The organism is Streptomyces sp. NPDC059850 (genome assembly GCF_042731515.1).
Lineage (GTDB): Bacteria > Actinomycetota > Actinomycetes > Streptomycetales > Streptomycetaceae > Streptomyces.
In genome coordinates this window covers 53130-75305 of the sequence record NZ_JBHWJI010000049.1, presented here as the reverse complement: position 1 = coordinate 75305, position 22176 = coordinate 53130, and the positions used below count along the sequence as shown (strand labels likewise).

The following is a 22176-nucleotide window of genomic DNA, read 5'->3' as shown; positions in this document are numbered from 1 at the left end:
GTCTTCCGACCGGCCCGCCCGACGCGTTGATGAGTGCGGCTCAGCCGCGGCGGCCCACCAGCTTCCAAGCGGTCGGCAGCGCGCCCATCGCCAGCGCCGCCTTCAGCGCGTCACCGACCAGGAACGGGATCAGACCGGCGGCCACCGCCTCGCCCAGCGAGCTGTCCGTGGCCAGCGCCAGGTACGGGACGCCGATCGCGTAGATGATCGCGGAACCGGCCGCCATCGTGCCCACCGTGCGCAACGCGCCCCGGTCGCCGCCGCGCCGCGCCAGCGCGCCCACCACCGTCGCGGCGAGCAGCATGCCCAGCACATAGCCGAAGGACGGCATGGCGGCGCCGGAGTCGCCCTCGGCGAACCAGGGCATGCCCGCCATCCCGGCCAGCGCGTACAGCGCGAGCGACAGGAAGCCCCGGCGGGCCCCGAGCGAGGTGCCCACCAGCAGCGCGGCGAACGTCTGGCCGGTCACCGGCACCGGGGAGCCGGGGACGGGCACCGCGATCTGCGCGGCGAGCCCGGTGAGCACGGCGCCGCCCACGACGAGCGCGGTGTCACGGGCGAGAACACGCCGCGCGGGGAACACCGCGTCGGCGAGGACCGTACCGGTCGGGGCGGCGGCGGAAACACTGCTCATCAGCGGAACTCCGAGGTCAGAAGGGGTGGACTACGCGACGGTAACCCGCGCGGCGACACCGCACACCATCGGATGACCACAAAGGCGGGGCTCCGCGCTTGGCGGCTTCGGGCAGATGGGGGCGATACGGAGTGTAACCACGATGTCCGATATCCAGAAAAGTTTGACATCAATGTTGTCCTGATCGGACACCCGCCTTCACACTGGGGGCCGTTTTGCATCCGCCCGCCCCTCACACAAGGGACAGAGACAAGTCATGAACCCGACACCTGCGTCCCCAGCGCCGCAGAGCGGCACGAAGGCGACCGACGCGGGCGCGGACGCCTCGCCTCCGCTCTCCCACGGCCTCAAGCAGCGCCACCTGTCGATGATCGCCCTCGGCGGCGTGATCGGCGCCGGGCTGTTCGTCGGTTCCGGCGCCGGAATCGCCGCCGCCGGGCCCTCGATCGTCCTCGCCTACGCGCTCTCCGGGCTGCTCGTGATGCTCGTGATGCGGATGCTCGGCGAGATGTCGGCGGCCAACCCGGCCTCCGGTTCGTTCTCCGTGCACGCCGAACGCGCCATCGGGCCGTGGGCCGGGTTCACCGCGGGCTGGATGTTCTGGGTGCTGCTGTGCGTGGGCATCGCAGCCGAGGCGATCGGCGCGGCCGGGATCATGGTCCACTGGTTCCCGGGCACCGAGTCCTGGATGTGGGTCGCCGTCTTCATGGCGATCTTCTGCGGCACCAACCTCGCGGCCGTCAGCAACTTCGGCGAGTTCGAGTTCTGGTTCGCCGCGCTGAAGATCGCCGCGATCAGCGTCTTCCTCGTCCTGGGCGCCCTCGCCGTCCTCGGCATCCTGCCCGGCACCGACTCCCCCGGCAGCCATAACCTCACCGGCGAGGGCGGCTTCCTGCCCAACGGCACGGACGGCCTGGTGGTCGGCCTGCTGGCCTCCGTCTTCGCGTACGGCGGCCTGGAGACGGTGACGATCGCGGCGGCCGAGTCCGAGAACCCGGTCAAGAGCGTCGCCGGTGCGGTGCGCACCGCGATGTGGCGCATCGCCCTCTTCTACGTCGGCTCGATGCTCGTCGTCGTCACGGTCATCCCGTGGAACGACAAGGCGGTCGTGAAGGACGGCCCGTACGTCGCGGTCCTCAACCACCTCGACATCCCGGCGGCCGGCGACATCATGAACGTCATCGTCCTGGTCGCCCTGCTCTCCGCGATGAACGCCAACATCTACGGCGCCTCCCGCATGTCCTACTCCCTGGTGGCCCGCGGCGAGGGCCCCGCCCTCCTCGGCCGCGTCTACGGCGGCGTCCCCCGCCTCACCGTCCTCGCCTCCTCCTTCTTCGGCTTCGTCGCGGTGCTGCTCAGCTACTGGTGGCCGGACACCATCTTCAAGTGGCTCCTCAACATGGTCGGCGCCGCGGTGCTGGTCGTCTGGACCTTCATCGCCGTCTCCCAGCTCGTGATGCGCCGCCGCATCCAGCGCGAGGCCCCCGAGAAGCTCGTGGTCAAGATGTGGCTCTTCCCCTACCTGACCTACGTGGCCCTGGCCGCCACCATCGGCGTCCTCCTCCTGATGCTCCGCGAGGACGAGACCAGCACCCAGCTGTACTTCACGGTCGGCCTGACGGCGGTACTCGCGATCACCGGCTACGCCCGCCAGAAGGCGGTGGCGGCGCAGCGCTGACCGTCACCCCCTCCGCTTCCCGAGGCGGGGCAGGCCCTACGTCCCTGGGCCTGCCCCGCCTCGGTCCTTTGGGGCAGAGATCCGGGCTTCTCCGGCAGAGAAAGTTCTTACTGGTAGCGTGCAGTTGCAAGCTAATTGCAATAAGGGTCCGGAGGGCTTGGCATGGCCATCTACACACTTCCTGAACTTCCGTACGACTACTCGGCGCTGGCCCCGGTCATCAGCCCCGAGATCATCGAGCTGCATCACGACAAGCACCACGCCACGTATGTGAAGGGCGCGAACGACACGCTGGAGCAGCTCGCCGAGGCGCGGGACAAGGACCAGTGGGGGTCGATCAACGGGCTGGAGAAGAATCTGGCCTTCCATCTGTCGGGCCACATCCTGCACAGCATCTACTGGACCAACATGACCGGCGACGGCGGTGGTGAGCCGCTGGCGAAGGACGGGGTGGGCGAGCTGGCCGATGCCATCGCCGAGGGCTTCGGGTCCTTCGACCGGTTCAAGGCGCAGCTGACCAAGGCGGCCGGGACCACCCAGGGGTCGGGATGGGGTGTGCTGGCGTACGAGCCGGTGAGCGGGCGGCTGGTGGTGGAGCAGGTGTACGACCACCAGGGGAACGTGGGGCAGGGCTCGGTGCCGATCCTGGTCTTCGACGCCTGGGAGCACGCCTTCTACCTGCAGTACAAGAACCAGAAGGTGGACTTCATCGAGGCCATGTGGCAGGTCGTCAACTGGCAGGATGTCGCCCGCCGCTACACGGCTGCCAAAGAGCGCGCCCACAGCCTGCTGCTCGCCCCGTAGCCGTAGTCGTAGTCATCACGGGCCTCCTGCTGACGTGATCGTCTTCTCAGCCTTCACGGGCAGGGCGGAAAACAGGGCCCCCGCGCGGTCGAGTCGCGCGGGGGCCCTGCCGTATCAAGGGTGCGGTCAGTCGAAGATCGGGCCGACCGTGCGGGTGCGCTTGATCTCGTAGAAGCCCGGGATGGAGGCGACCATCAGGGTGCCGTCCCAGAGCTGGGCGGCGGCGTCGCCCTTGGGGGCGGGAGTGACGACCGGGCCGAAGAAGGCGATCTGCTCGCCGTCCGAGCCGGGGACCGCGATGACCGGGGTGCCGACCTCCTGGCCGACCAGGTCGATGCCCGCCGTGTGGGAGGCGCGCAGCTCGGTGTCGTAGGCGTCGGAGTCGGCCGCGTCCGCGAGGTCGGCGGGCAGTCCGGCCTCCTCCAGGGCGGCGATGATCGTCTCGCGGTTCTTCTCCAGGCCCTGGTTGTGGAAGCGGGTGCCGAGGGCGGTGTAGAGGGGCCCGAGGACGTCACTGCCGTGCTTCTGCTCGGCGGCTATGCAGACCCGGACCGGGCCCCAGGCGGTCTTCAGCAGCTCCTGGTACTGCTCGGGCAGCTCGTCCATCTTGGGCTCGTTGAGCACGGCGAGGCTCATGACGTGCCAGCGCACCTCGACAGGGCGGACCTTTTCCACCTCCAGCATCCAGCGCGAGGTCATCCAGGCCCAGGGACACAGCGGGTCGAACCAGAAATCGGCGGGAGTCTTGACTGTCTCGGTCACGGTCTCTCCTCAGACGGGCGCGCGGGGATAAAGAGGTATCGGCAGTTGTCTCGTACCGACAACGTGGCCGGGCCCGGGGACCATTCCCCGATACCGAGTGTCAGTGCCGCGTGACATGATTCCCGCTGTCCGGAATGGCGAGAGGGACACGAGGGGAGCCGCTACGTGCCCGGTGAGAACCTGACCCGTGACGAGGCCCGCGAGCGGGCGAGGCTGTTGTCGGTGGACGCGTACGACGTGGCCCTCGATCTGCGGTCCGCGGTCGGGGCGGATCCCGGACCGGGGCCGCGCACCTTCCGCTCGACGACGACCGTGCGCTTCCGCTGCGCCGAGCCGGGGGCGGCGTCCTTCGCCGACCTGGTGGCGCCGGAGGTCGTCGCGGTGCGGCTCAACGGGCGGGAGCTGGACCCGGCCGCCGTCTTCGACGGCTCCCGGATCGCCCTGGAGGAGCTGGCGGGGGAGAACGAGCTGGTGGTGGACGCGCGGTGCGCGTACAGCCGCACGGGCGAGGGGCTGCACCGCTTCGTCGACCCCGAGGACGGCGAGGTGTATCTCTACACCCAGTACGAACCGGCCGACGCCCGCCGGGTCTTCGCCAACTTCGAACAGCCCGATCTGAAGGCGCCGTTCACCTTCTCGGTGACCGCCCCCGAGAGCTGGATCGTGCTGAGCAACGGGACGGCCGCCGGAGTCGAGCCGTCCGGTGACGGCGACGGGGCCGCGACTACCCGGTTCACCCCGACCCTGCCCATCTCGACGTACATCACGGCCGTCGTCGCGGGCCCGTACCACTACGAGAGCGACCGCTACCGCCGCACCCAGCCGGACGGTTCGGTGCTGGAGGTCCCGCTCGGCGCGCTGTGCCGCAAGGGGCTCGCCAAGCACTTCGACGCGGACGACATCTTCACCATCACCAAGCAGGGCCTGGACTTCTTCCACGACCACTTCGACTACCCGTACCCGTTCGGGAAGTACGACCAGGCGTTCGTGCCGGAGTACAACATCGGCGCGATGGAGAACCCGGGGTGCGTGACCTTCCGCGAGGAGTTCGTCTTCCGCGGCAAGGTCACCCAGGCGTCATACGAGCACCGGGCGACCGTCATCCTGCACGAGATGGCGCACATGTGGTTCGGCGACCTGGTCACCATGGAGTGGTGGGACGACCTGTGGCTCAAGGAGTCGTTCGCCGACTTCATGGGGGCCTTCGCGCTGGTCGGGTCGACCCGCTTCACCGACGGCTGGATCACCTTCGCCAACCGCCGCAAGTCCTGGGCGTACCGGGCCGACCAGCTGCCGTCCACCCATCCCGTCACGGCCGACATCCAGGACCTGGAGGACGCCAAACTCAACTTCGACGGGATCACCTACGCCAAGGGCGCCTCCGTGCTCAAGCAGCTGGTGGCCTACGCCGGGCAGGACGCCTTCCTGGAGGGCGCCCGCCGCTACTTCAAGCGGCACGCGTACGGGAACACCCGGCTGACGGATCTGCTGTCGGTGCTCACCGAGACCTCCGGCCGGGACATGGCGGCCTGGTCGCGGGCCTGGCTGGAGACCGCGGGCGTCAACGTACTGACCCCGCAGGCCGTCTACGACGCCGAGGGACACATCACCGAGCTGGCCGTCCGCCAGGAGGCCGGGTCCGACAGCCATCCTTCGCTGCGCCCGCACCGGGTCGCGGTCGGGCTGTACCGGAAGGACGCCGCCGGGGAGCGCCCCGGTGCGCTGGTGCGCTACGCCCGCGCCGAGGTGGACGTCGACGGTCCCCGTACGGTCGTCACCGAGCTGACCGGGGCCGAGCGGCCCGATCTCATCCTGGTCAACGACGAGGACCTCACCTACGCCAAGGTCCGCTTCGACGAGGCCTCGCTGGAAACCCTGCGCGAGCATCTGGGCGATCTGAGCGATCCGCTCGCCCGCGCGCTGTGCTGGTCCGCGCTGTGGAACCTCACCCGGGACGGGCTGATGCCCGCCCGCGACTACCTCGCGCTGGTGGAGCGGTTCGCCGGGGCGGAGAGCGACATCGGCGTGCTCCAGATGGTCCAGGCGTGGGCGCTGTCCGCGTTCCATCACTACAGCGCGCCCGAGCGCCGCGCGGAGGCCGGGAGCGGGATCGCCGAGAGCGCGCTGCGCGAGCTGCGGCTCGCCGCGCCGGGCAGCGGACACCAGCTCGCCTGGGCGCGGTTCTTCGCCCAGGTCGCCTCCGCCGATGGTTCGCTGCGGATGCTGCGCGGGCTGCTGGACGGGACGGCCCGGATCGACGGGCTCGAAGTGGACCAGGAGCTGCGCTGGACGTTCCTGGCGGCGCTCGCCGCGCTGGGGGAGGCCGACGAGAAGGCGATCGCGGCGGAGCTGTCCCGCGACGACACCGCGTCCGGCAAGCGCCATCAGGTGCGGTCGCTGGCCGCCCGGCCCTCGGCCGAGGTCAAGGCCGAGGCGTGGGCGACCGTGGTGGACACCGACCGGCTGTCGAACGCGCTGGTGGAGGCCACCATCGCGGGCTTCGACCAGCCGGACCAGCGCGAGCTGCTGGCGCCGTACGCCCCGCGCTACTTCGAGGTGATCGAGCGGATCTGGCAGGAGCGGTCGATCGAGATCGCCATGGCGATCGTGCGCGGGCTGTTCCCGGCCACCCAGGGCGACGCCACCACCCTGGCGGCGGCCGACGCCTGGCTGACCGGCCACCCGGAGGCGCCGTCCGCGCTGCGGCGGCTGGTGCTGGAGGCCCGCGACGACCTCGCGCGGACCCTGCGCGGACAGGAGTGCGACGCGCGGGCCGCCGGATAGTCGAGTACGGCGGGGGCCCTTTCGGCATTCGAACTGCCGTACTTTAGTGCGGTGTTGTCCGGTTTTGTCGACGGTTCTGTCACAGCGGTGAGGGGGGTGGAGCGGGCGGGAATGGCGGGGTCATGAACCACAACACACCGCTGTCCCCTCGCCCCCTCCACCACCTCTCGGACGCCCGCCGCCGCGTCTTGACGACGCGTCAGCTGCGGGAGCACGGCGTGACGGCGGCCCAGACCGCCGAGCGCTGCCGGGCCGGTGGCCCCTGGCAGCGGATGCTGCCGGGCGTGCACCTGCTGCACCCGGGTCCGCCGACCGGCGAGGAGCGGCTGTACGCGGCGCTGCTCTACACGGCGAGCCGCGGCCAGACTGGGCACGGCGGCGGTGGCGGTGACGGCTCCGCGGCGGACGGCCCGTACGGCGAGGCGATGATCACCGGGCTCGCGGCGCTCGCCCTGCACCACTTCTCCTCCGCTCCCCCGCTGGCCTCCCTCGACCGCGTCGACATCCTGGTGCCGCGCGCCCGGCGGCTGCGCTCCACCGGCTTCGTACGCTTCGTCCGCGACCTGCCCCTCCCGTCGCCGCAGGACCGCGCCGGGATGCCCACCGCCCCGGTCGCCCGGGCGCTGGCCGACGCGGTCGCCCGGCTCTCCGACGCGGTGACGGTGCGCGCGCTGCTCACCGAGTCCGTGCGCCGGGGGCACTGTGACGCCGCGACCGTGGTCGCGGAGCTGAGCGGGGCCCGGCTGCTGGCCCGGCCGCATGTCGTCGACGCCGTGGACGCGCTGCTCTCCGAGGGGCGGGCCATCGCCGAGGGGAAGCTGTACGACATGGTGCGCGGCTACGGTCTGCCCGAGCCGCTGTGGAACGTGGAGCTGCGGATGCCGGGCGGGCCCGCGCTCGGCGCGGTGGACGCGTACTGGCGGGACCAGGGCGTCGCGCTGGAGATCGACGCCCGGGCGCCGCGCCACGGCGGGCCCGTCCCGGGCACCGCCCAGGCCCGTCGGCGCGAGCATCTGGAGGGGATGGGCATCACGGTCGTGCGTGTCACGCCCCGGCGGCTCAGGGACAGCCTGGAGGCGCAGGCCGCGGTGGTCCGTACGGCGCTGTTCGCGTCCGCCGACCGCGGCCCGGCCCCCTATGTGATGCTGCTGCCGCGCTGATCCGGCTACGGCCTTACGGCTTGCGCAGCAGCAGTTCGGTGTTGCGGTCGTCCGGGTCACCGGCGAGGGTCTGGCTGGCGCCGGGGGCGTTGAAGGCCAGTTCGCGGTAGAGCGCGGCGAGTCCGGTCTGCGACAGGTCCTCGAAGTCGGTGCGGCGCGGGGCGGCCGCCTCGATGAGCGTGGTGAACAGGGACAGCGTGCCGTCCTCGTTGTCGACGACCTCGATGACCCGGGCCAGCTGGGGGAAATCGACGTGGGAGGCGGTGGTGATCTCCCAGAAGGTGTCGCGCGGGGTGATCTCGTTCTGGTGGCTGTGACCGTTGATCCAGGCCAGCACCTGGGGGTGGCTCTGGAAGAGGGAGACCACCTCGTCGCCGCCGTGCCGGGTCTCGCCCGGGTGGGCCGGGTCGGCGTTCATGTTGTTCAGGCTGTCGCTGTAGTGGTGGCTGTAGACGATGACGTAGTCGTCCTTGTGCTCCTTCAGCGTCCGCTCCAGCCACTTCAGCTGGGCGGTGCCGATCGAACCGGTGTAGTGGCCGCCCGGGTCGGTGGTGTCCAGGCTGATGCCGACGACGTTCTCGGAGATCCGGAACGAGTAGTAGAGGGTGCCCTCTTCGAGGTTTTCCCGGGTGTAGCCGTGGCCGACCGGACCGGCTCCGGCGGCCAGCGGGTCGAGGTGCGCGGCCAGGTACTCCTGCTGGGTGAAGGGCGCCCGGCGCTCGTCCGGGGTGACCGTGCGCATCTCCTTGGCGTGCGCCTCCACCAGGGCCTTCATGTCGGTGCCCTTGGGGTCGGCGCCCTTGCGCTGGCCCTTGTAGATCGCCGCGGCCTCGTCGGCCGGGATGAGCTGGAGCTTCCGCTTGCCGGTCGCGATGTCCGTGATGTAGTCGCGGCCGAACGAGTAGACACCGCCCGCCAGATCGTCGTGATTGCCGACGGTCGAGTACCACGGCAGCCGCAGCCCGGGGCTGTTGACGGTGCGCAGAGCGGCGTCGAGGAAGCCCTCGATGCGCGGGAAGCCGAGCTGCTTGTCGGAGTCGCGCAGCGCCTGCTCCGGGTGCCAGAACTCCTTGAGCCCGCTGTTCTGCACGCCCTCGTAGTGGCGCGGATCGCCGGTGTTGGGGGTGATCCGGCCGCCGTTCATGGCGGTGAGGAACCAGTCCAGCTCGATCTTCGAGTTGTTGTCGGTGTTGTCACCGGTCGTCATCACGAAGGAGAGCGGGGCGCCGGTGGCGGGGCCGCCGCGCAGCCCGTTGACCCGCTCGATGAGGGACGCGAGGCCCACGACGGTCAGCGCCTCGTGGGGGCGCCAGGCGCCGGTGCGCCCGGAGCGCAGGAACTCGTAGCGCAACGGGTGCTGGACGTCGGACAGGTGCATGTCCGTCAGCTGCACGAAAGAGGCGAGGGCGGTGCGCCGGTCCTCCCGGCCCGCCTTGGCGCCGGTGATGTCGGTGCGTACCCGGCGCTCCCAGCCGGGGCCGTCGCCGAGGCGCCGGTAGCCGCCGGAGTCGGTGGTCGGCGCGGAGAAAGTCTCCAGCGTGGTACCGGCGTTGGAGGGAGCGGCGGGCGCCTGGGCCACCCTGCGCCCCGCTACCTGCGCCGTGGCGGGCGACGATGCCTTTGCCGATCCGCTGCCGGGGCCGAAGGCGATGCCGAGGCCGGCCGTGGCGCCGGTGGCTGCCGCGGCGGTGAGAAAGGTGCGACGGTCGAGCGCGGCGACCGCGGAGGCGGCGGACCGTATGCGGGACATGCGCGATCTCTCCCCGAGTGATTCGCGAAGCGGGTGGACAGCGGCGGCTGTCCTCACCTCGGATCGTTGGCATCGGGGATGGCCTGAGAGTGAACGACATGGCAACGCAGGCCGCCGATCTCCTCACGACGATCTTCGTGAAGAAAACGGCCATCGCACCCTCGTGAACAGGAATTCTTCCGCTCACTTCGTGTTCACTCGCGCGGGAAGCCCGGGGCGCCCCGACCAGTGCGACATTGGTCACGGAAAGGTCACGGCGAGGCCTGAGACACTGGCCGGAGGGTAGGCGCCGCGAAGAGACACAACCAAGGAAAAGGGTTCATATGAGGATCGGAATTGTCGGAGCGACCGGCCAGGTCGGCGGAGTGATGCGGAGGATACTCGCCGAGCGCGACTTCCCCGCCGACCAGCTGCGGCTGTTCGCGTCCGCCCGTTCCGCGGGCCGCACGCTCCCCTGGGGCGGCACCGAGGTCACCGTCGAGGACGCGGCCACGGCCGACTACTCCGGCCTGGACATCGTGCTGTTCTCGGCGGGCGGCGCCACCTCCCGGGCGCTGGCCGAGAAGGTCGCCGCGCAGGGCCCGGTCGTGATCGACAACTCGTCCGCCTTCCGGATGGACCCCGACGTTCCGCTGGTCGTCTCCGAGGTCAACCCGCATGCGGCGGTGCAGCGCCCCAAGGGCATCATCGCCAACCCGAACTGCACCACTATGGCGGCCATGCCGGTGCTGCGCCCGCTGCACCAGGAGGCGGGGCTGACCGCCCTGATCGCCACCACCTACCAGGCCGTCTCCGGCTCCGGACTCTCCGGCGTCGCGGAGCTGGACAACCAGATCCGCAAGGGCGCCGAGCGCGCGGCGGAGCTGACCCACGACGGTTCGGCGGTCGACTTCCCCGAGCCGGAGGTCTACGCCCGCCCGATCGCCTTCAACGTGCTCCCGCTGGCCGGGAAGATCGTCGAGGACGGCCGTCTGGAGACCGACGAGGAGCAGAAGCTCCGCAACGAGAGCCGCAAGATCCTGGAGATCCCGGACCTGAAGGTCTCCGGCACCTGCGTCCGGGTCCCGGTCTTCAGCGGCCACTCGCTCCAGGTGAACGCCCGCTTCGAGCGTCCGATCAGCGTCGAGCGGGCCGTGGAGCTGCTGGCCGGAGCCCCGGGCGTGGCCCTCAGCGACATCCCGACCCCGCTGCAGGCCGCGGGCCAGGACCCGAGCTTCGTGGGCCGCATCCGGGCGGACGAGACGGTCGAGAACGGTCTCGCGCTGTTCCTGTCCAACGACAACCTGCGCAAGGGCGCGGCGCTGAACGCGGTGCAGATCGCCGAGCTGGTGGCGGCCGACCTGAGCTGACGCCCACACCTGCCCGGGAGGGGGAGCGGCCTGGTGAAGGCCGCTCCCCCTCCGTCGCTCCCGGGCTGATCGTCTGGCTGGTATGTACCGGCGCGGACCGGTTCCGACGTGCGAGGATGGCAATCCGCCTGCCCCATGGCGTACCGCACATACCGCACATGACGAACGGGAGAGAGCCGACGTGCCTGGTACCAACCTCACCCGGGAGGAAGCGCAAGAGCGAGCGCGCCTCCTGACCGTGGACGCGTACGACATCGAGCTGGACCTGAGCGGCGCGCAGGAGGGCGGTACCTACCGCTCGGTGACCTCGGTGCGCTTCGACGCGGCCGAGGCGGGTGCGTCCTCGTTCATCGACCTGGTGGCGCCCACCGTCCACGAGGTGGTCCTCAACGGGGACGCCCTGGACCCCGCCGAGGTCTTCCAGGACTCGCGGATCGCGCTGCCGTCGCTGCTGGCCGGGCGCAACGAGCTGCGGGTCGTCGCCGACTGCGCGTACACCAACACCGGTGAGGGGCTGCACCGCTTCGTCGACCCGGTCGACCAGCAGGCGTACCTCTACACGCAGTTCGAGGTGCCGGACGCCCGCCGGGTGTACGCGAGCTTCGAGCAGCCGGACCTGAAGGCAACGTTCCAGTTCACCGTGACCGCGCCCGAGGGCTGGACGGTGATCTCCAACTCGCTGACGCCCGAGCCCAAGGACAACGTCTGGCGCTTCGACCCGACGCCGCGCATCTCGACGTACGTCACCGCGCTCATCGTCGGCCCGTACCACAGCGTGCACAGCAGCTGGGACGGCGGCGACGGGCGGTCGGTGCCGCTCGGCATCTACTGCCGTCCCTCGCTCGCCGAGTTCCTCGACTCGGACGCCATCTTCGCGGTGACGCGGCAGGGCTTCGACTGGTTCGAGGAGAAGTTCGACTACGCGTACCCGTTCGCCAAGTACGACCAGCTCTTCGTACCGGAGTTCAACGCGGGCGCGATGGAGAACGCGGGCGCGGTGACCATCCGCGACCAGTACGTCTTCCGTTCCAAGGTGACGGACGCGGCGTACGAGGTGCGGGCCGAGACCATCCTCCACGAGCTGGCCCACATGTGGTTCGGCGACCTGGTCACCATGGAGTGGTGGAACGACCTGTGGCTGAACGAGTCGTTCGCCACCTACACCTCCATCGCCTGCCAGGCGTACGCGCCGGGCAGCAAGTGGCCGCACTCGTGGACCACCTTCGCCAACTCCATGAAGACCTGGGCCTACCGGCAGGACCAGCTGCCGTCGACCCACCCGATCATGGCCGAGATCAGCGACCTGGACGACGTCCTGGTCAACTTCGACGGCATCACGTACGCCAAGGGCGCGAGCGTGCTCAAGCAGCTCGTCGCGTACGTCGGCATGGACGAGTTCTTCCGCGGCGTGCAGGCGTACTTCAAGCGCCACGCGTACAAGAACACCCGGCTCAGCGATCTGCTCGGCGCGCTGGAGGAGACCAGCGGGCGCGATCTGAAGACCTGGTCGAAGGCGTGGCTGCAGACCGCCGGGATCAATGTGCTGCGGCCGGAGATCACCACGGACGCCTCCGGCACCATCACCTCCTTCGCGGTGCGGCAGGAGGCCCCGGCGCTGCCGACCGGCGCGAAGGGCGAGCCCACGCTGCGGCCGCACCGCATCGCGATCGGGCTGTACGACCTCGACGCGACCGGCAAGCTGGTCCGCTCCGAGCGGATCGAGCTGGACGTGGACGGCGAGCTGACCGAGGTGCCCGCCCTGGTCGGCACGAAGCGGTCCGCGGTGATTCTGCTGAATGACGACGACCTCTCGTACGCCAAGGTCCGGCTCGACGCGGACTCGCTCGCCGTCGTCACCGAGCATCTGGGCGACTTCGAGGCGTCCCTGCCGCGGGCCCTGTCCTGGGCCTCCGCCTGGGACATGACCCGGGACGGCGAGCTGGCCGCCCGCGACTACCTCGCGCTCGTGCTGTCCGGGGTGGCCAAGGAGTCGGACATCGGCGTGGTGCAGTCGCTGCACCGCCAGGTGAAGCTTGCGCTCGACCTCTACGCCGCGCCCGAGTGGCGGGAGACCGGGCTGGCCCGGTGGACCGAGGCCACGCTGGAGCATCTGCGCGCCGCCGCCCCCGGCAGCGACCACCAGCTCGCCTGGGCGCGCGCCTTCGCGGCGACGGCCCGCACCGATGCCCAGCTCGATCTGCTCGCCGGGCTGCTGGACGGCAGCGAGACGATCGAGGGCCTGGCCGTCGACACCGAGCTGCGCTGGGCGCTGGTGGAGCGGCTCGCGGCTACTGGGCGCGCGGATGAGGCCGAGATCGCGGCGGAGCTGGAGCGCGACAAGACGTCGGCCGGTGAGCGGCACGCCGCCACGGCGCGGGCCGCGCGGCCTACGGAGGCCGCGAAGGCGGAGGCGTGGGCGTCGGTCGTCGAGGGCGACAAGTTGCCGAACGCGGTGCAGGAGGCTGTGATCGGGGGCTTTGTCCAGACCGATCAGCGGGAGCTGTTGGCGCCGTACAGCGAGAAGTACTTCGCGGCGGTCAAGGACGTCTGGAACGTCCGCAGCCATGAGATGGCGCAGCAGATCGCGGTGGGGCTGTACCCGGTGCTCCAGGTGTCCCAGGCGACGCTGGACGCCACGGACGCGTGGCTGGCGTCCGCCGAGCCCAGTGCGGCGCTGCGGCGGCTGGTGACGGAGTCGCGGGCGGGTGTCGAGCGTGCACTCAGGGCTCGGGCGGCGGACGCGGACGCGGCGGGCTGACGCGGCGCGGCGGCAGTGCGAGCCCGTGCGGCTCGCACTGCCGCCGGGTGCGGCCCAGGCCGCCTTCGGCGGGGGTTGCGTCGCCGGGTGCGGCCCGGTGGCCGGTTTGTGCCCACCCGTTCCTCCCCCAGCTACCGCTGGGAGGTGCCCCCTCGCGGAACGATTGCCCACAAACCGGCGGGGGCGGGGTGGGGGAATGAGCCCCCCCCGGTCAGCTCAGGGGTGGGCACTCCGTCAGCACCTCGGCCGCCGCCTCGTCGCGGCCCAGTTCGACCAGGACCTCGGCCAGCTCGTGGCGGGGGTCGGGGAGGGCGTGGCGGGCCATGGGGCCGTACTCGCGCAGCAGCCGCGGATGGCGTTCGGCGGCCGTGCGCAGCCACCGTTCGGCCTCCTCCGGGCGGCCGAGCCCCCGTACGGCCTTGGCCAGCCAGTACGCGGCCTCCGCGTGGCCGCCGTCGTGCGCGGCGTACAGCAGCGGTACGGCGTCGGCGTGGGCGCCTCGGCGGACCATGCTGCGGCCCGCGAGGAAGGCGGGTGGGACGAGGCCGGTGCGGGCGGCGCGTACGTACCAGCGCTCGGCCTGCTGCGGGTCGCCGCCGCGCTCCTCGGAGGTCCGGCCGAGCCACCACGCGGCGCCCCCGTGGCCGAGCCCGGCGGCGCGGTGGAACCAGATCTCGGCGGTGCGCCGGTCCCCGGCGTCCTCGTGGACGCGGCCGATGTCGTACGCGGCGGAGGCGTCGCCCTCGCCCGCGGCGGGTTCGTAGTACGGAATCACAAAAGTGCCCTTGGCGCCGCCCGACCGGTGCAGCATCCGGCCGAGGGCGAGCAGGGCGCGCGGGGTGCCCGCCTTGCGGTACCACTCGGCGGCCTCGGGGAGCCGGTGGATGTGGTCGAGGGCCTCGGCGTAGGCGTACCAGGCGTCGGGCCCGCCGTCCGCGGCGCTGGCGCGCAGCGCGGGGAGGCGGTCGCGCCACTGGGCCGAGCCCTGCCGCGTGGGGTCGGCGCGGATGGCGGCGACGTCCTCCAGGGCTCTGATGACCCGATCCTCGCTCTCCGAGAACGGGTCCCAGTTCTCCGGGTCGATGCCGGTGGACAGCAGCCACTCCTCGGCCTCGTCCAGCCGCCGCTGGCGGGTGCACAGCACGCCGAGGTTGTAGCAGGCCCAGAAGTGGCCGCCGTCCGCGTCGTCGGCGGTGCGGTACCAGGTCTCCGCGGCCCGCAGCTCGCCGCGCTCCTCGGCCCAGACGCCGAGCACGAACGCGGCGCCGTCGTAGCCGCGTTCATGGGCGCGCTCGACCAGGGCGCGAGCCTCGTCCGAGCGAGCGGAATCGCGGGCGGTGAAGATGGCCTGGTCGACCAGGGCCTTGACGCTGCCGACGGCCGCGGCGCGGGCGTACAGCGCCTCGGCCTCGGCGACCAGGTGCGGGCAGGTGTCGTACATCCCCTGCCGCTCTGGGTCGAGCAGGGCGCGCAGCGCCTCGTACGCGGCGTCGGGGTCGCCCGCGGCCTCCGCCGAGGCGAGGGCGTCGCGCCAGCCCGCCAGCTCGTCGAGCAGGTCCTCGATGACCTTGCGGGTGCGGGTCGCGACGTCGTCACCCTCGGCGGACGCCTCGGCCAGCAGCTCCAGGGCGGTGTCCCACTCGCCCCGGGCGGCCAGCATCACGGCGCCGTCGGTCTTGCAGGCGACGCTGCCGAGCGCGGCCCCGCGCCCGTACCACTCCTCCGCACCGGCCGGATCGCCCGCCTCCTGGAGGAGCCGGGCGAGCCCGAGGGCGCAGCCGCCGTCGCGGTCGGCGGCGGTCCGGTACCACCGCTCGGCCTCGGCGAAGTCGCCGCGGCGCTGGTGGCACACCGCGAGGGTGCGCGAGGCGTCCGCGTCCCCGGCGTCGGCGGCCCTGGCCCACCAGGGCAGGGCCTCGTCCAACTGACCGCGCTCCGTGAGGAGTTCGGCGTACGAGCGGTACGCGCCCGGCTCCCCGGCCGCCGCTGCGGCCCGCAACTCGGCTGCCTCGTCACGACGTTCACCGTTTTCACGGCTGTCACCGGGGGTTTCCGCAGGAGCCGCGCCGGACGTCCCGTGCGAAGGATGATCGACCATCACCCGATGGTGCCAGAGTGATCAATCCCGCTCGGCACGGGCCCTGCGCCGGGCCAGCAGCGCCTCGCGGCGCTCGTCGAACTTGGTGGCCTGGTCGTCGAGTCCGCCCATGTAGAGGCCCAGTTCCTCCTGCGCCTTGAGGCCCTCCGGGCCGAGCCCGCCGATCTGCAGCACCTTGAGGAAGCGCAGCACCGGCTGGAGGACGTCGTCGTGGTGGATGCGCAGGTTGTAAATGCCGCCAATCGCTATCTGAGCGGCGGCCCGTTCGAAGCCGGGCATGCCGTGACCGGGCATCCGGAAGCCGACGACGACGTCGCGGACGGCGCACATGGTCTGGTCGGGCGCCAGCTCGAAGGCCTTCGAGAGCAGGTTCCGGTAGAAGATCATGTGCAGGTTCTCGTCGGTGGCGATGCGCGCCAGCATCCGGTCGCAGACCGGGTCGCCGGAGTGGTGCCCGGTGTTGCGGTGCGAGATCCGGGTGGCCAGCTCCTGGAAGGCGACGTAGGCCACGGTGTGCAGCATGCTGTGGTTGTTGTCGGACTCGAAGCCCTCACCCATGTGGGTCATGCGGAACCGCTCCAGCTGCACCGGGTCGACGGCGCGGCTGGTGAGCAGGTAGTCGCGCATGACGATGCCGTGCCGCCCCTCCTCCGCCGTCCAGCGGTGCACCCAGGTGCCCCAGGCGCCGTCGCGGCCGAAGAGGGTCGCGATCTCGTGGTGGTAGCTGGGGAGGTTGTCCTCGGTGAGGAGGTTCACCACGAGCGCGATCCGGCCGACGTCACTGACCTTGGACTGGTCGGGCGCCCAGGCCTCGCCGCCCATGATCCCGTCGAAGTTGCGGCCGTCGCTCCACGGCACGTACTCGTGGGGCATCCATTCCTTGGCGACCTTCAGATGCCGGTTCAGCTCGGTCTCGACGACCTCTTCGAGTGCGTACAGGAGCTGGGTATCGCTCCACACGGCCTGACCGTTGCGGCTGGAGGGGGCGAGGGTCACTGCGAAGCTCCTGGGGACGGGAACGGCGGACTTTACCTACGGCTCCGTAGGTTACGACACCGTAGGTTAAAGCGAAAATAAACCGCTCCGGTCCCGGGCGTCGCGGCCGCGGATACGGAGCAGACAGGGGAGCGGACACCGGAGGGGTCGCGCGGATACGACGAGGGCGCCCCCGGCCGTTCGGCCAGGGGCGCCCTCGCAGCGCCGTTCAGCGCTTCGTCTCTCGTTTGCCCGTCATCAGTCGGTCTGCTGCTGACCGGACTTCTTGTCACCCATCATGACGAGGCCCGCGATCACCAGGAACAGGAGGATCGGGGCGACGACGAAGAGGCCGAGCGTCTCGGCGACACTCAGGCCCGGACCCGGGTCGTCACCGTCGTCGCGGGTGAGCGCGAACGCGGGGGACGACATCAGCTGCATCGCCGTCGTCGCGGCGATGACGGCACCGGCGCGCACGGCGTTCTTTTTGACCTTGTAGCTCACATGTTCAAGCTATCGGACGCCCGCGAGTGGCGCGTGCGCGGGGTGGCCCTTAAGGCGCTCTCAAGGCTTCAGGGCGCGGTGGACGGTCACCGGCAGCAGCCGTGGCGTGGCACGGGACTCCCGCACCCGCACCCGCACCGCGTCGGCGGTCACGGCGGTGGGCAGCGCCAGGATGCGCCGCGCGCCGATGGTGGTGCCGGAGGCGATGTCCCGCCAGGTCCCGGCGGTCCGCGCCTGTACGGTGAACGCCTCGACCCGCTGCCCCTGCCGGATGTCCTCGCCGAGCCGCACCCGGTCGAACGTCACGGGGTCGCCGCCGGTCGGCAGGCCGGTGCCGTAGGTGTTCCGTACGGCCGTCCCGAAGGCGGTCAGGGACGCGACGTCGGCGTCGTCGATCCGGCCGTTCTTGGCGGGCGGGACGTTGAGCAGCAGCGAGGCGTTGCGGCCCACGCTGCGCTCGTACAGCGACATCAGCTGCGTGGCCGTCTTGGGGCGCTCGGCGGGGTGGTGGAACCAGCCGGGGCGCAGCGAGACGTCCGCCTCGGCCGGGTACCACTGGAGGTACTTCACGCCGGGGGCGGTCAGCTTCGCGCGGGAGCCGATGTCGGCGTCGGTGGAGTCGTTCGGCAGCCCGCCGCCGATCACGGTCCCGGGGTCGACGGCGGACGGGGTCACCGACCACTCCGTCTCGCGGGCGACGCCGTCCTCGTTGCCCACCCAGCGCACGCCCTGGGCGCCCTGGAAGACGACGGTGTCCGGGGAGAGGGCGCGGATCAGCCGGAACCAGTTGGCGACGTTGTACTTCTGTGTGATCCCGGCGCCCGACCAGGGGTTCGCGCCGTCCAGCCAGAACTCGTCGATGGGGCCGTACTGGGTGAGGATCTCGTAGATCTGGTTGAGGTAGTACGCGTCGTAGTCGTCGGCCGTGAAGCGGAAGCTGGGGAGCTTGCCGGAGGCGACGTCGGCGGCGCGGTCGTCGCCGGGCACGAGGGTGGGGATGGTGCGCTCGGTGGGCGTGCTGCCGTTGCCGTACCGGCCCTGCCCGGCGGGGGCGCGGCCCGCGTCCTCCAGCGCCATGCGCTCCGGCAGCGACAGTTGCCCGCCGTTCGCCTGCTTCTCGCGGACCTTCTCGACCCACTGGGCATGCCAGGCATGCGGCAGCTCGGCCCCGTCGGCGGGCGACAGGTACACCCCGACCTTGAGCCCCGCCGCACGGGCCGCCTTCGCGTACGCCCCGAGCACGTCTCCCTCGGGGTTCTTCTGGTCAGGTCCACGGGTCCACCAGGGACTGGCGGCCACGTCGTGCTGTGTGTAGCGGCTGGGGTAGAGCGTGAAGCCGTCGTGGTGCTTGGCGGTGAGCATGACTTGGCTGGCCCCGGCCGCCTTGTACGTGGTCATCCACTGGCCGAAGTCGAGCGCGGCGGGGTCGAACCGCTTCGGGTCCTCGGTGCCGGAGCCCCATTCGCGGTTGGTGAAGGTGTTCATGCCGAAGTGGGTGAACGCGGTGACGTCGCGCTCCTGCCAGGCGGCTTGGCCGGGCGTGGGGACGGTGTGGGCGGCCTTCTCGATGATGCGGGCGGGGGTGTCGCAGGCCTCGATGACGTGCGTCGGCGCGTTGGCGATGGGGGTCTCGCAGGCGTCTTGGGCGGCGGCGTCACCACCGCCCATGGGTATGAGCGTCGCGGCGGCGGCCATGGTGGCGAGGGCGAGGGTACGGAGTCTTCGGGCGGGCATGGGTCCCCTCCAGTATGCGGTTGTGTCCATGACATCCCTTCCCCGAACCCGGCATGGCTACATGCGGGCGCGGCCCGGTGGCCCGAGCCCCCCAGGCACTGGATGCGGGCCGCTGACCAAGTGCAGGCCGGTGGCCGGTTTGTGCCCACCCGTTCCGCCAGGGGGCACCTCCCAGCGGTAGCTGGGGGAGGAACGATTGCCCACAAACCGGGGCACATGGGCCGCCCCCGCGCCATCGGCGCTCCAGCCCCGGCGGGGGTTCGGCGCGCAGCCCCGGCGAGGCGCGGGAGCGGCCCCCGGCGGGAGCGGCCCCCCGGCGGGTGCAGGACACAGCCCCGGGGGGGGGCGGGGCGCAGCCCCGATTGGGGGTCCGGGGGCGGAGCCCCGGCGGGGGCCGGGGGCGGAGCCCCCGGTTTCGGGAAGGGGCGGGGTGGGGGCTAATCCGCCTCGGTCAGGGCCGTCATCAGGGCGTGGAGGCGGGGGGAGGCGGCCAGGGCCTCCAGGGTCATCGGCCTGCCCGCCGCGTCAGCGATCGGCAGCCGCCAGTTCGGATACTGATCCCACGTACCCGGCAGGTTCTGTGGCCGCCGGTCCCCCACCGTGTCCGGCAGCCACACACCCACCATCCGCGCGGGCGTGCGCAGCAGAAAGCGGTGGACGGCCCTGATCGCGGCCTCCTCATCACCCGGCCCCTCCGGCAGCAGGCCCAGCCGCCCCAGCAGCTCCGTCCACTCGGCGACCTCGGCGGCCTCGGCCGCCCGCTCGGCCGCGAGCGGGCGGGTGAGCAGGCCCAGCCGGTGACGCAGGGCGACGTGGTCGCCCGTGAGGCGGGCCGCGGTGCTGGGGAGGTCGTGCGTCGTGGCGGTGGCCAGGCAGTCGGCGCGCCATTCGCCGGGGGCCAGCGGACGGGCCGCGCCGCCGCCGTTCCAGTCGCGTTCGAACCACAGCACCGACGTGCCGAGCACGCCCCGCCCGGCCAGAGCCTCCCGTACGCCCGGCTCGACCGTCCCCAGGTCCTCGCCTATGACGACGGCACCGGCCCGGTGCGCCTCCAGGGCGAGCACGCCGAGCATCGCGTCCGCGTCGTACCGCACGTACGTGCCCTCGGTCGGCGGCCGTCCCTCCGGGACCCACCACAGCCGGAACAGGCCCATCACATGGTCGATGCGCAGCGCGCCCGCGTGCCGCAGCAGGCCGCGCAGCAGCTCGCGGTACGGGGCGTAGCCGGTGGCGGCGAGGGCGTCGGGGCGCCAGGGCGGGAGGCCCCAGTCCTGGCCACGGGAGTTGAAGGCGTCGGGGGGCGCGCCGATGGACATGCCGGAGGCGAAGACGTCCTGCAGGGCCCAGGCGTCGGCGCCGGACGGGTGCACCCCGACGGCGAGGTCGTGCACCAGCCCGATGCCCATGCCCGCGTCGAGCGCCGAGCGCTGGGCGTCGGCGAGCTGGCCATCAGTGAGCCAGGCGAGCCAGGAGTGGAAGTCGGCACGGTCCAGGTGCTCGCTCCGGGCGCGGGCGGTGCGGGCGGAGCGCGGGTCGGCCAGGCCGCCGGGCCAGCCGCGCCAGTCGGGGCCGTACGTATCGGCGAGGGCGCACCACAGGGCGTGGTCCTCCAGGGCCTGGCCGTGCTCGGCGAGGAAGTCGCAGTAGGCGGCGCGGCGGCCGGGGCTGAGGGGGACGGCCCGGACCAGCTCCAGGGCCTCGCGCTTGAGGGCCCAGACCGCGTCCCGGTCGATCAGCGCGCCGTCCCGCAGGACGGACGTACGGAGCGCGGCCGCGGCCTCCAGCAGCCGGTCGGCCCGCTCACGGGCGGCGCCGCCCAGGTGGGCGTATTCGGGCACGTTCTCGACCCGCAGATGGACGGGGTCGGGGAAGCGGCGCGAGGAGGGGCGGTACGGGGACGGGTCGGTGGGGGCGGCCGGAGTGCCGGGCACCGCCGAGTGCAACGGGTTGAGCTGGAGGAATCCGGTACCGAACGCGCGCCCGGACCAGGCGGCGAGGTCGGCCAGGTCGCCGAGGTCGCCCATGCCCCAGGAGCGGGCGGAGAGCAGCGAGTAGAGCTGGACGAGAAAGCCGTGGCTGCGGTCCGGGGGCGACGGCATCCGGTCGGGGGCCACGATGAGGGCGGCGGTGGCGGTGCGCCCGTCGGGGGCGTGCGCGGTGAGGGTGTGCGTACCCAAGGGCAACTGCGCGCCCAGGGGTGATTCCGCGTCCAGGGGCGCACCCGGAGCCCAAGGCACCCCCTCAGCGCCCATGGGCGCACCCGGAGCCCATGGCGCGCCCAGCGGCGCGCCCGGGGGTAATAACGGGCGCTCGGCGGCCGCCGGCCCCCACCCGCGTGGTGCGCCGTCCTCGGTGCGCACGCGCAGCTCCGTGCCGTCGGGCAGGGCCTCGGCCAGGCCCAGGCCGTCGGGCAGGGCCTGGCGCGGCGTTCCGCCGGGGCGCAGGACCACGCAGGGGGGCAGCAGCCGGTCGCGCTGTCGGCGCTCGTGCCGGTCCAGCGCGTCGTTCACTGATCGGGGGGTGGAAGCGTCCACGCCCAGCGCGGCGAGTACGGCCACGACGGTGTCCTCGGGCACCTGGACGGTGCGGCCCGGGGCGGGCTGGTAAGAGGTGGCGACACCGTGCAGCTCGGCGAGCCGCGCTCTGCCCATCAGTACTCCATCGGCTCCATGGCCGCGCCCGTGCCGGTCCCGGCGGCGGTCGGCTCACTGGTCAGAGGTAGTTCGGTGGCGAGCGGGGGCTCGCTGGTCAGGGGGATGTTGTCGGCGTGTGGGGGTTCGCTGGTGAGGGGCGCCTCGGTGGCGACACCGGACCCGAAACCGTCCAGTCCGCACAGTCCGCAGTCGGGGTCGGAGACCCCGGCGAACGGGTCCGGCTCGCGCACGGCTTCGGGCACGCGTTTGGACAGGGCGGTGGGGAGAAGAGCTGACGCGGCCACACGGACCTCCGTGGGGTGTCGGCAGTGTGTCAATGACGAGCCCTACCCACTCAAACCAGCCGCAGACGTAAACGACACCCGGACGTGCCGTACGTCACACGCGCGGGACAGGCGATTTCGCGGTGGGGAGGGGTCGGGAACACAGAGCTTACGGACAGGGGCCGCCTTCATCCGTCAGACTTGCGGAGGCGACACGACGGCGCGCAGGGGGGCGGCTCCGCAGGGAGCGCACATCCGTCGGCACCACC

Annotated in this window: 15 protein-coding genes; 6 read left to right on the top strand and 9 right to left on the bottom strand. The window is 71.9% G+C overall.

The window, feature by feature from the left end:
- Nucleotides 1–40: 40 nt before the first annotated feature.
- Nucleotides 41–634, bottom strand: coding sequence for a biotin transporter BioY (locus ACFV9T_RS31755; RefSeq protein WP_385445913.1), 594 nt, complete (start codon nucleotides 632–634; stop codon nucleotides 41–43).
- Nucleotides 635–890: 256 nt separating this feature from the next.
- Here ACFV9T_RS31755 and ACFV9T_RS31750 point away from each other — a divergent pair, with 256 nt between their 5' ends.
- Nucleotides 891–2312 (top strand): amino acid permease, encoded by a 1422-nt coding sequence (locus tag ACFV9T_RS31750; protein WP_385445912.1) that lies wholly within the window; start codon nucleotides 891–893, stop codon nucleotides 2310–2312.
- A 162-nt stretch (nucleotides 2313–2474) separates the two neighbouring features.
- A complete protein-coding gene (locus ACFV9T_RS31745) occupies nucleotides 2475–3116 on the top strand; it encodes a superoxide dismutase (protein ID WP_385445911.1) in 642 nt (213 codons plus the stop codon).
- Between the two features lie 126 nt (nucleotides 3117–3242).
- Here the strand turns inward: ACFV9T_RS31745 and ACFV9T_RS31740 are convergent, their stop codons facing one another.
- The gene (locus ACFV9T_RS31740) at nucleotides 3243–3878 is read right to left on the bottom strand and encodes a DsbA family protein (RefSeq protein WP_385445910.1); all 636 of its coding nucleotides are present in this window, start codon (nucleotides 3876–3878) and stop codon (nucleotides 3243–3245) included.
- Between the two features lie 165 nt (nucleotides 3879–4043).
- On the opposite strand from ACFV9T_RS31740, the gene pepN (ACFV9T_RS31735) reads away from it, so the two are divergent.
- Nucleotides 4044–6662 carry an aminopeptidase N gene (gene pepN, locus ACFV9T_RS31735; protein WP_385445909.1) on the top strand — a complete coding sequence of 873 codons (2619 nt, stop codon included), beginning with the start codon at nucleotides 4044–4046 and terminating at the stop codon, nucleotides 6660–6662.
- Nucleotides 6663–6784: 122 nt separating this feature from the next.
- A complete protein-coding gene (locus ACFV9T_RS31730; protein ID WP_385445908.1) occupies nucleotides 6785–7822 on the top strand; it encodes a hypothetical protein in 1038 nt (345 codons plus the stop codon).
- 13 nt (nucleotides 7823–7835) lie between these two features.
- On the opposite strand, the gene ACFV9T_RS31725 is transcribed toward ACFV9T_RS31730, so the two are convergent.
- A complete protein-coding gene (locus ACFV9T_RS31725; RefSeq protein WP_385445906.1) occupies nucleotides 7836–9572 on the bottom strand; it encodes a TIGR03767 family metallophosphoesterase in 1737 nt (578 codons plus the stop codon).
- A 323-nt stretch (nucleotides 9573–9895) separates the two neighbouring features.
- On the opposite strand from ACFV9T_RS31725, the gene ACFV9T_RS31720 reads away from it, so the two are divergent.
- Together ACFV9T_RS31720 and pepN (ACFV9T_RS31715) are read left to right on the top strand one after the other, a co-directional pair.
- Complete coding sequence (locus ACFV9T_RS31720; RefSeq protein WP_385445905.1) at nucleotides 9896–10921, top strand: aspartate-semialdehyde dehydrogenase; 1026 nt, start codon at nucleotides 9896–9898, stop codon at nucleotides 10919–10921.
- 181 nt (nucleotides 10922–11102) lie between these two features.
- Nucleotides 11103–13679: an aminopeptidase N gene (pepN, locus tag ACFV9T_RS31715; RefSeq protein ID WP_385445904.1), complete on the top strand. Its 2577-nt coding sequence runs from the start codon at nucleotides 11103–11105 to the stop codon at nucleotides 13677–13679.
- Nucleotides 13680–13890: 211 nt separating this feature from the next.
- Here the strand turns inward: pepN (ACFV9T_RS31715) and ACFV9T_RS31710 are convergent, their stop codons facing one another.
- The 6 genes from ACFV9T_RS31710 to ACFV9T_RS31685 form a co-directional block, all read right to left on the bottom strand.
- The gene (locus ACFV9T_RS31710; RefSeq protein WP_385445902.1) at nucleotides 13891–15777 is read right to left on the bottom strand and encodes a tetratricopeptide repeat protein; all 1887 of its coding nucleotides are present in this window, start codon (nucleotides 15775–15777) and stop codon (nucleotides 13891–13893) included.
- Between the two features lie 21 nt (nucleotides 15778–15798).
- The gene (locus tag ACFV9T_RS31705; RefSeq protein WP_385445901.1) at nucleotides 15799–16773 is read right to left on the bottom strand and encodes an acyl-ACP desaturase; all 975 of its coding nucleotides are present in this window, start codon (nucleotides 16771–16773) and stop codon (nucleotides 15799–15801) included.
- 237 nt (nucleotides 16774–17010) lie between these two features.
- Complete coding sequence (locus ACFV9T_RS31700) at nucleotides 17011–17256, bottom strand: hypothetical protein (protein WP_385445900.1); 246 nt, start codon at nucleotides 17254–17256, stop codon at nucleotides 17011–17013.
- 60 nt (nucleotides 17257–17316) lie between these two features.
- Nucleotides 17317–18990 (bottom strand): alpha-L-fucosidase, encoded by a 1674-nt coding sequence (locus ACFV9T_RS31695; RefSeq protein WP_385445899.1) that lies wholly within the window; start codon nucleotides 18988–18990, stop codon nucleotides 17317–17319.
- Between the two features lie 437 nt (nucleotides 18991–19427).
- Nucleotides 19428–21641: a 4-alpha-glucanotransferase gene (malQ, locus tag ACFV9T_RS31690; protein ID WP_385445898.1), complete on the bottom strand. Its 2214-nt coding sequence runs from the start codon at nucleotides 21639–21641 to the stop codon at nucleotides 19428–19430.
- Entirely contained in the window at nucleotides 21641–21928 is a 288-nt protein-coding gene (locus tag ACFV9T_RS31685) for a hypothetical protein (RefSeq protein ID WP_385445897.1), read from the bottom strand. Before ACFV9T_RS31685 ends, malQ begins: the two co-directional genes overlap by 1 nt.
- Nucleotides 21929–22176 lie beyond the last annotated feature (248 nt).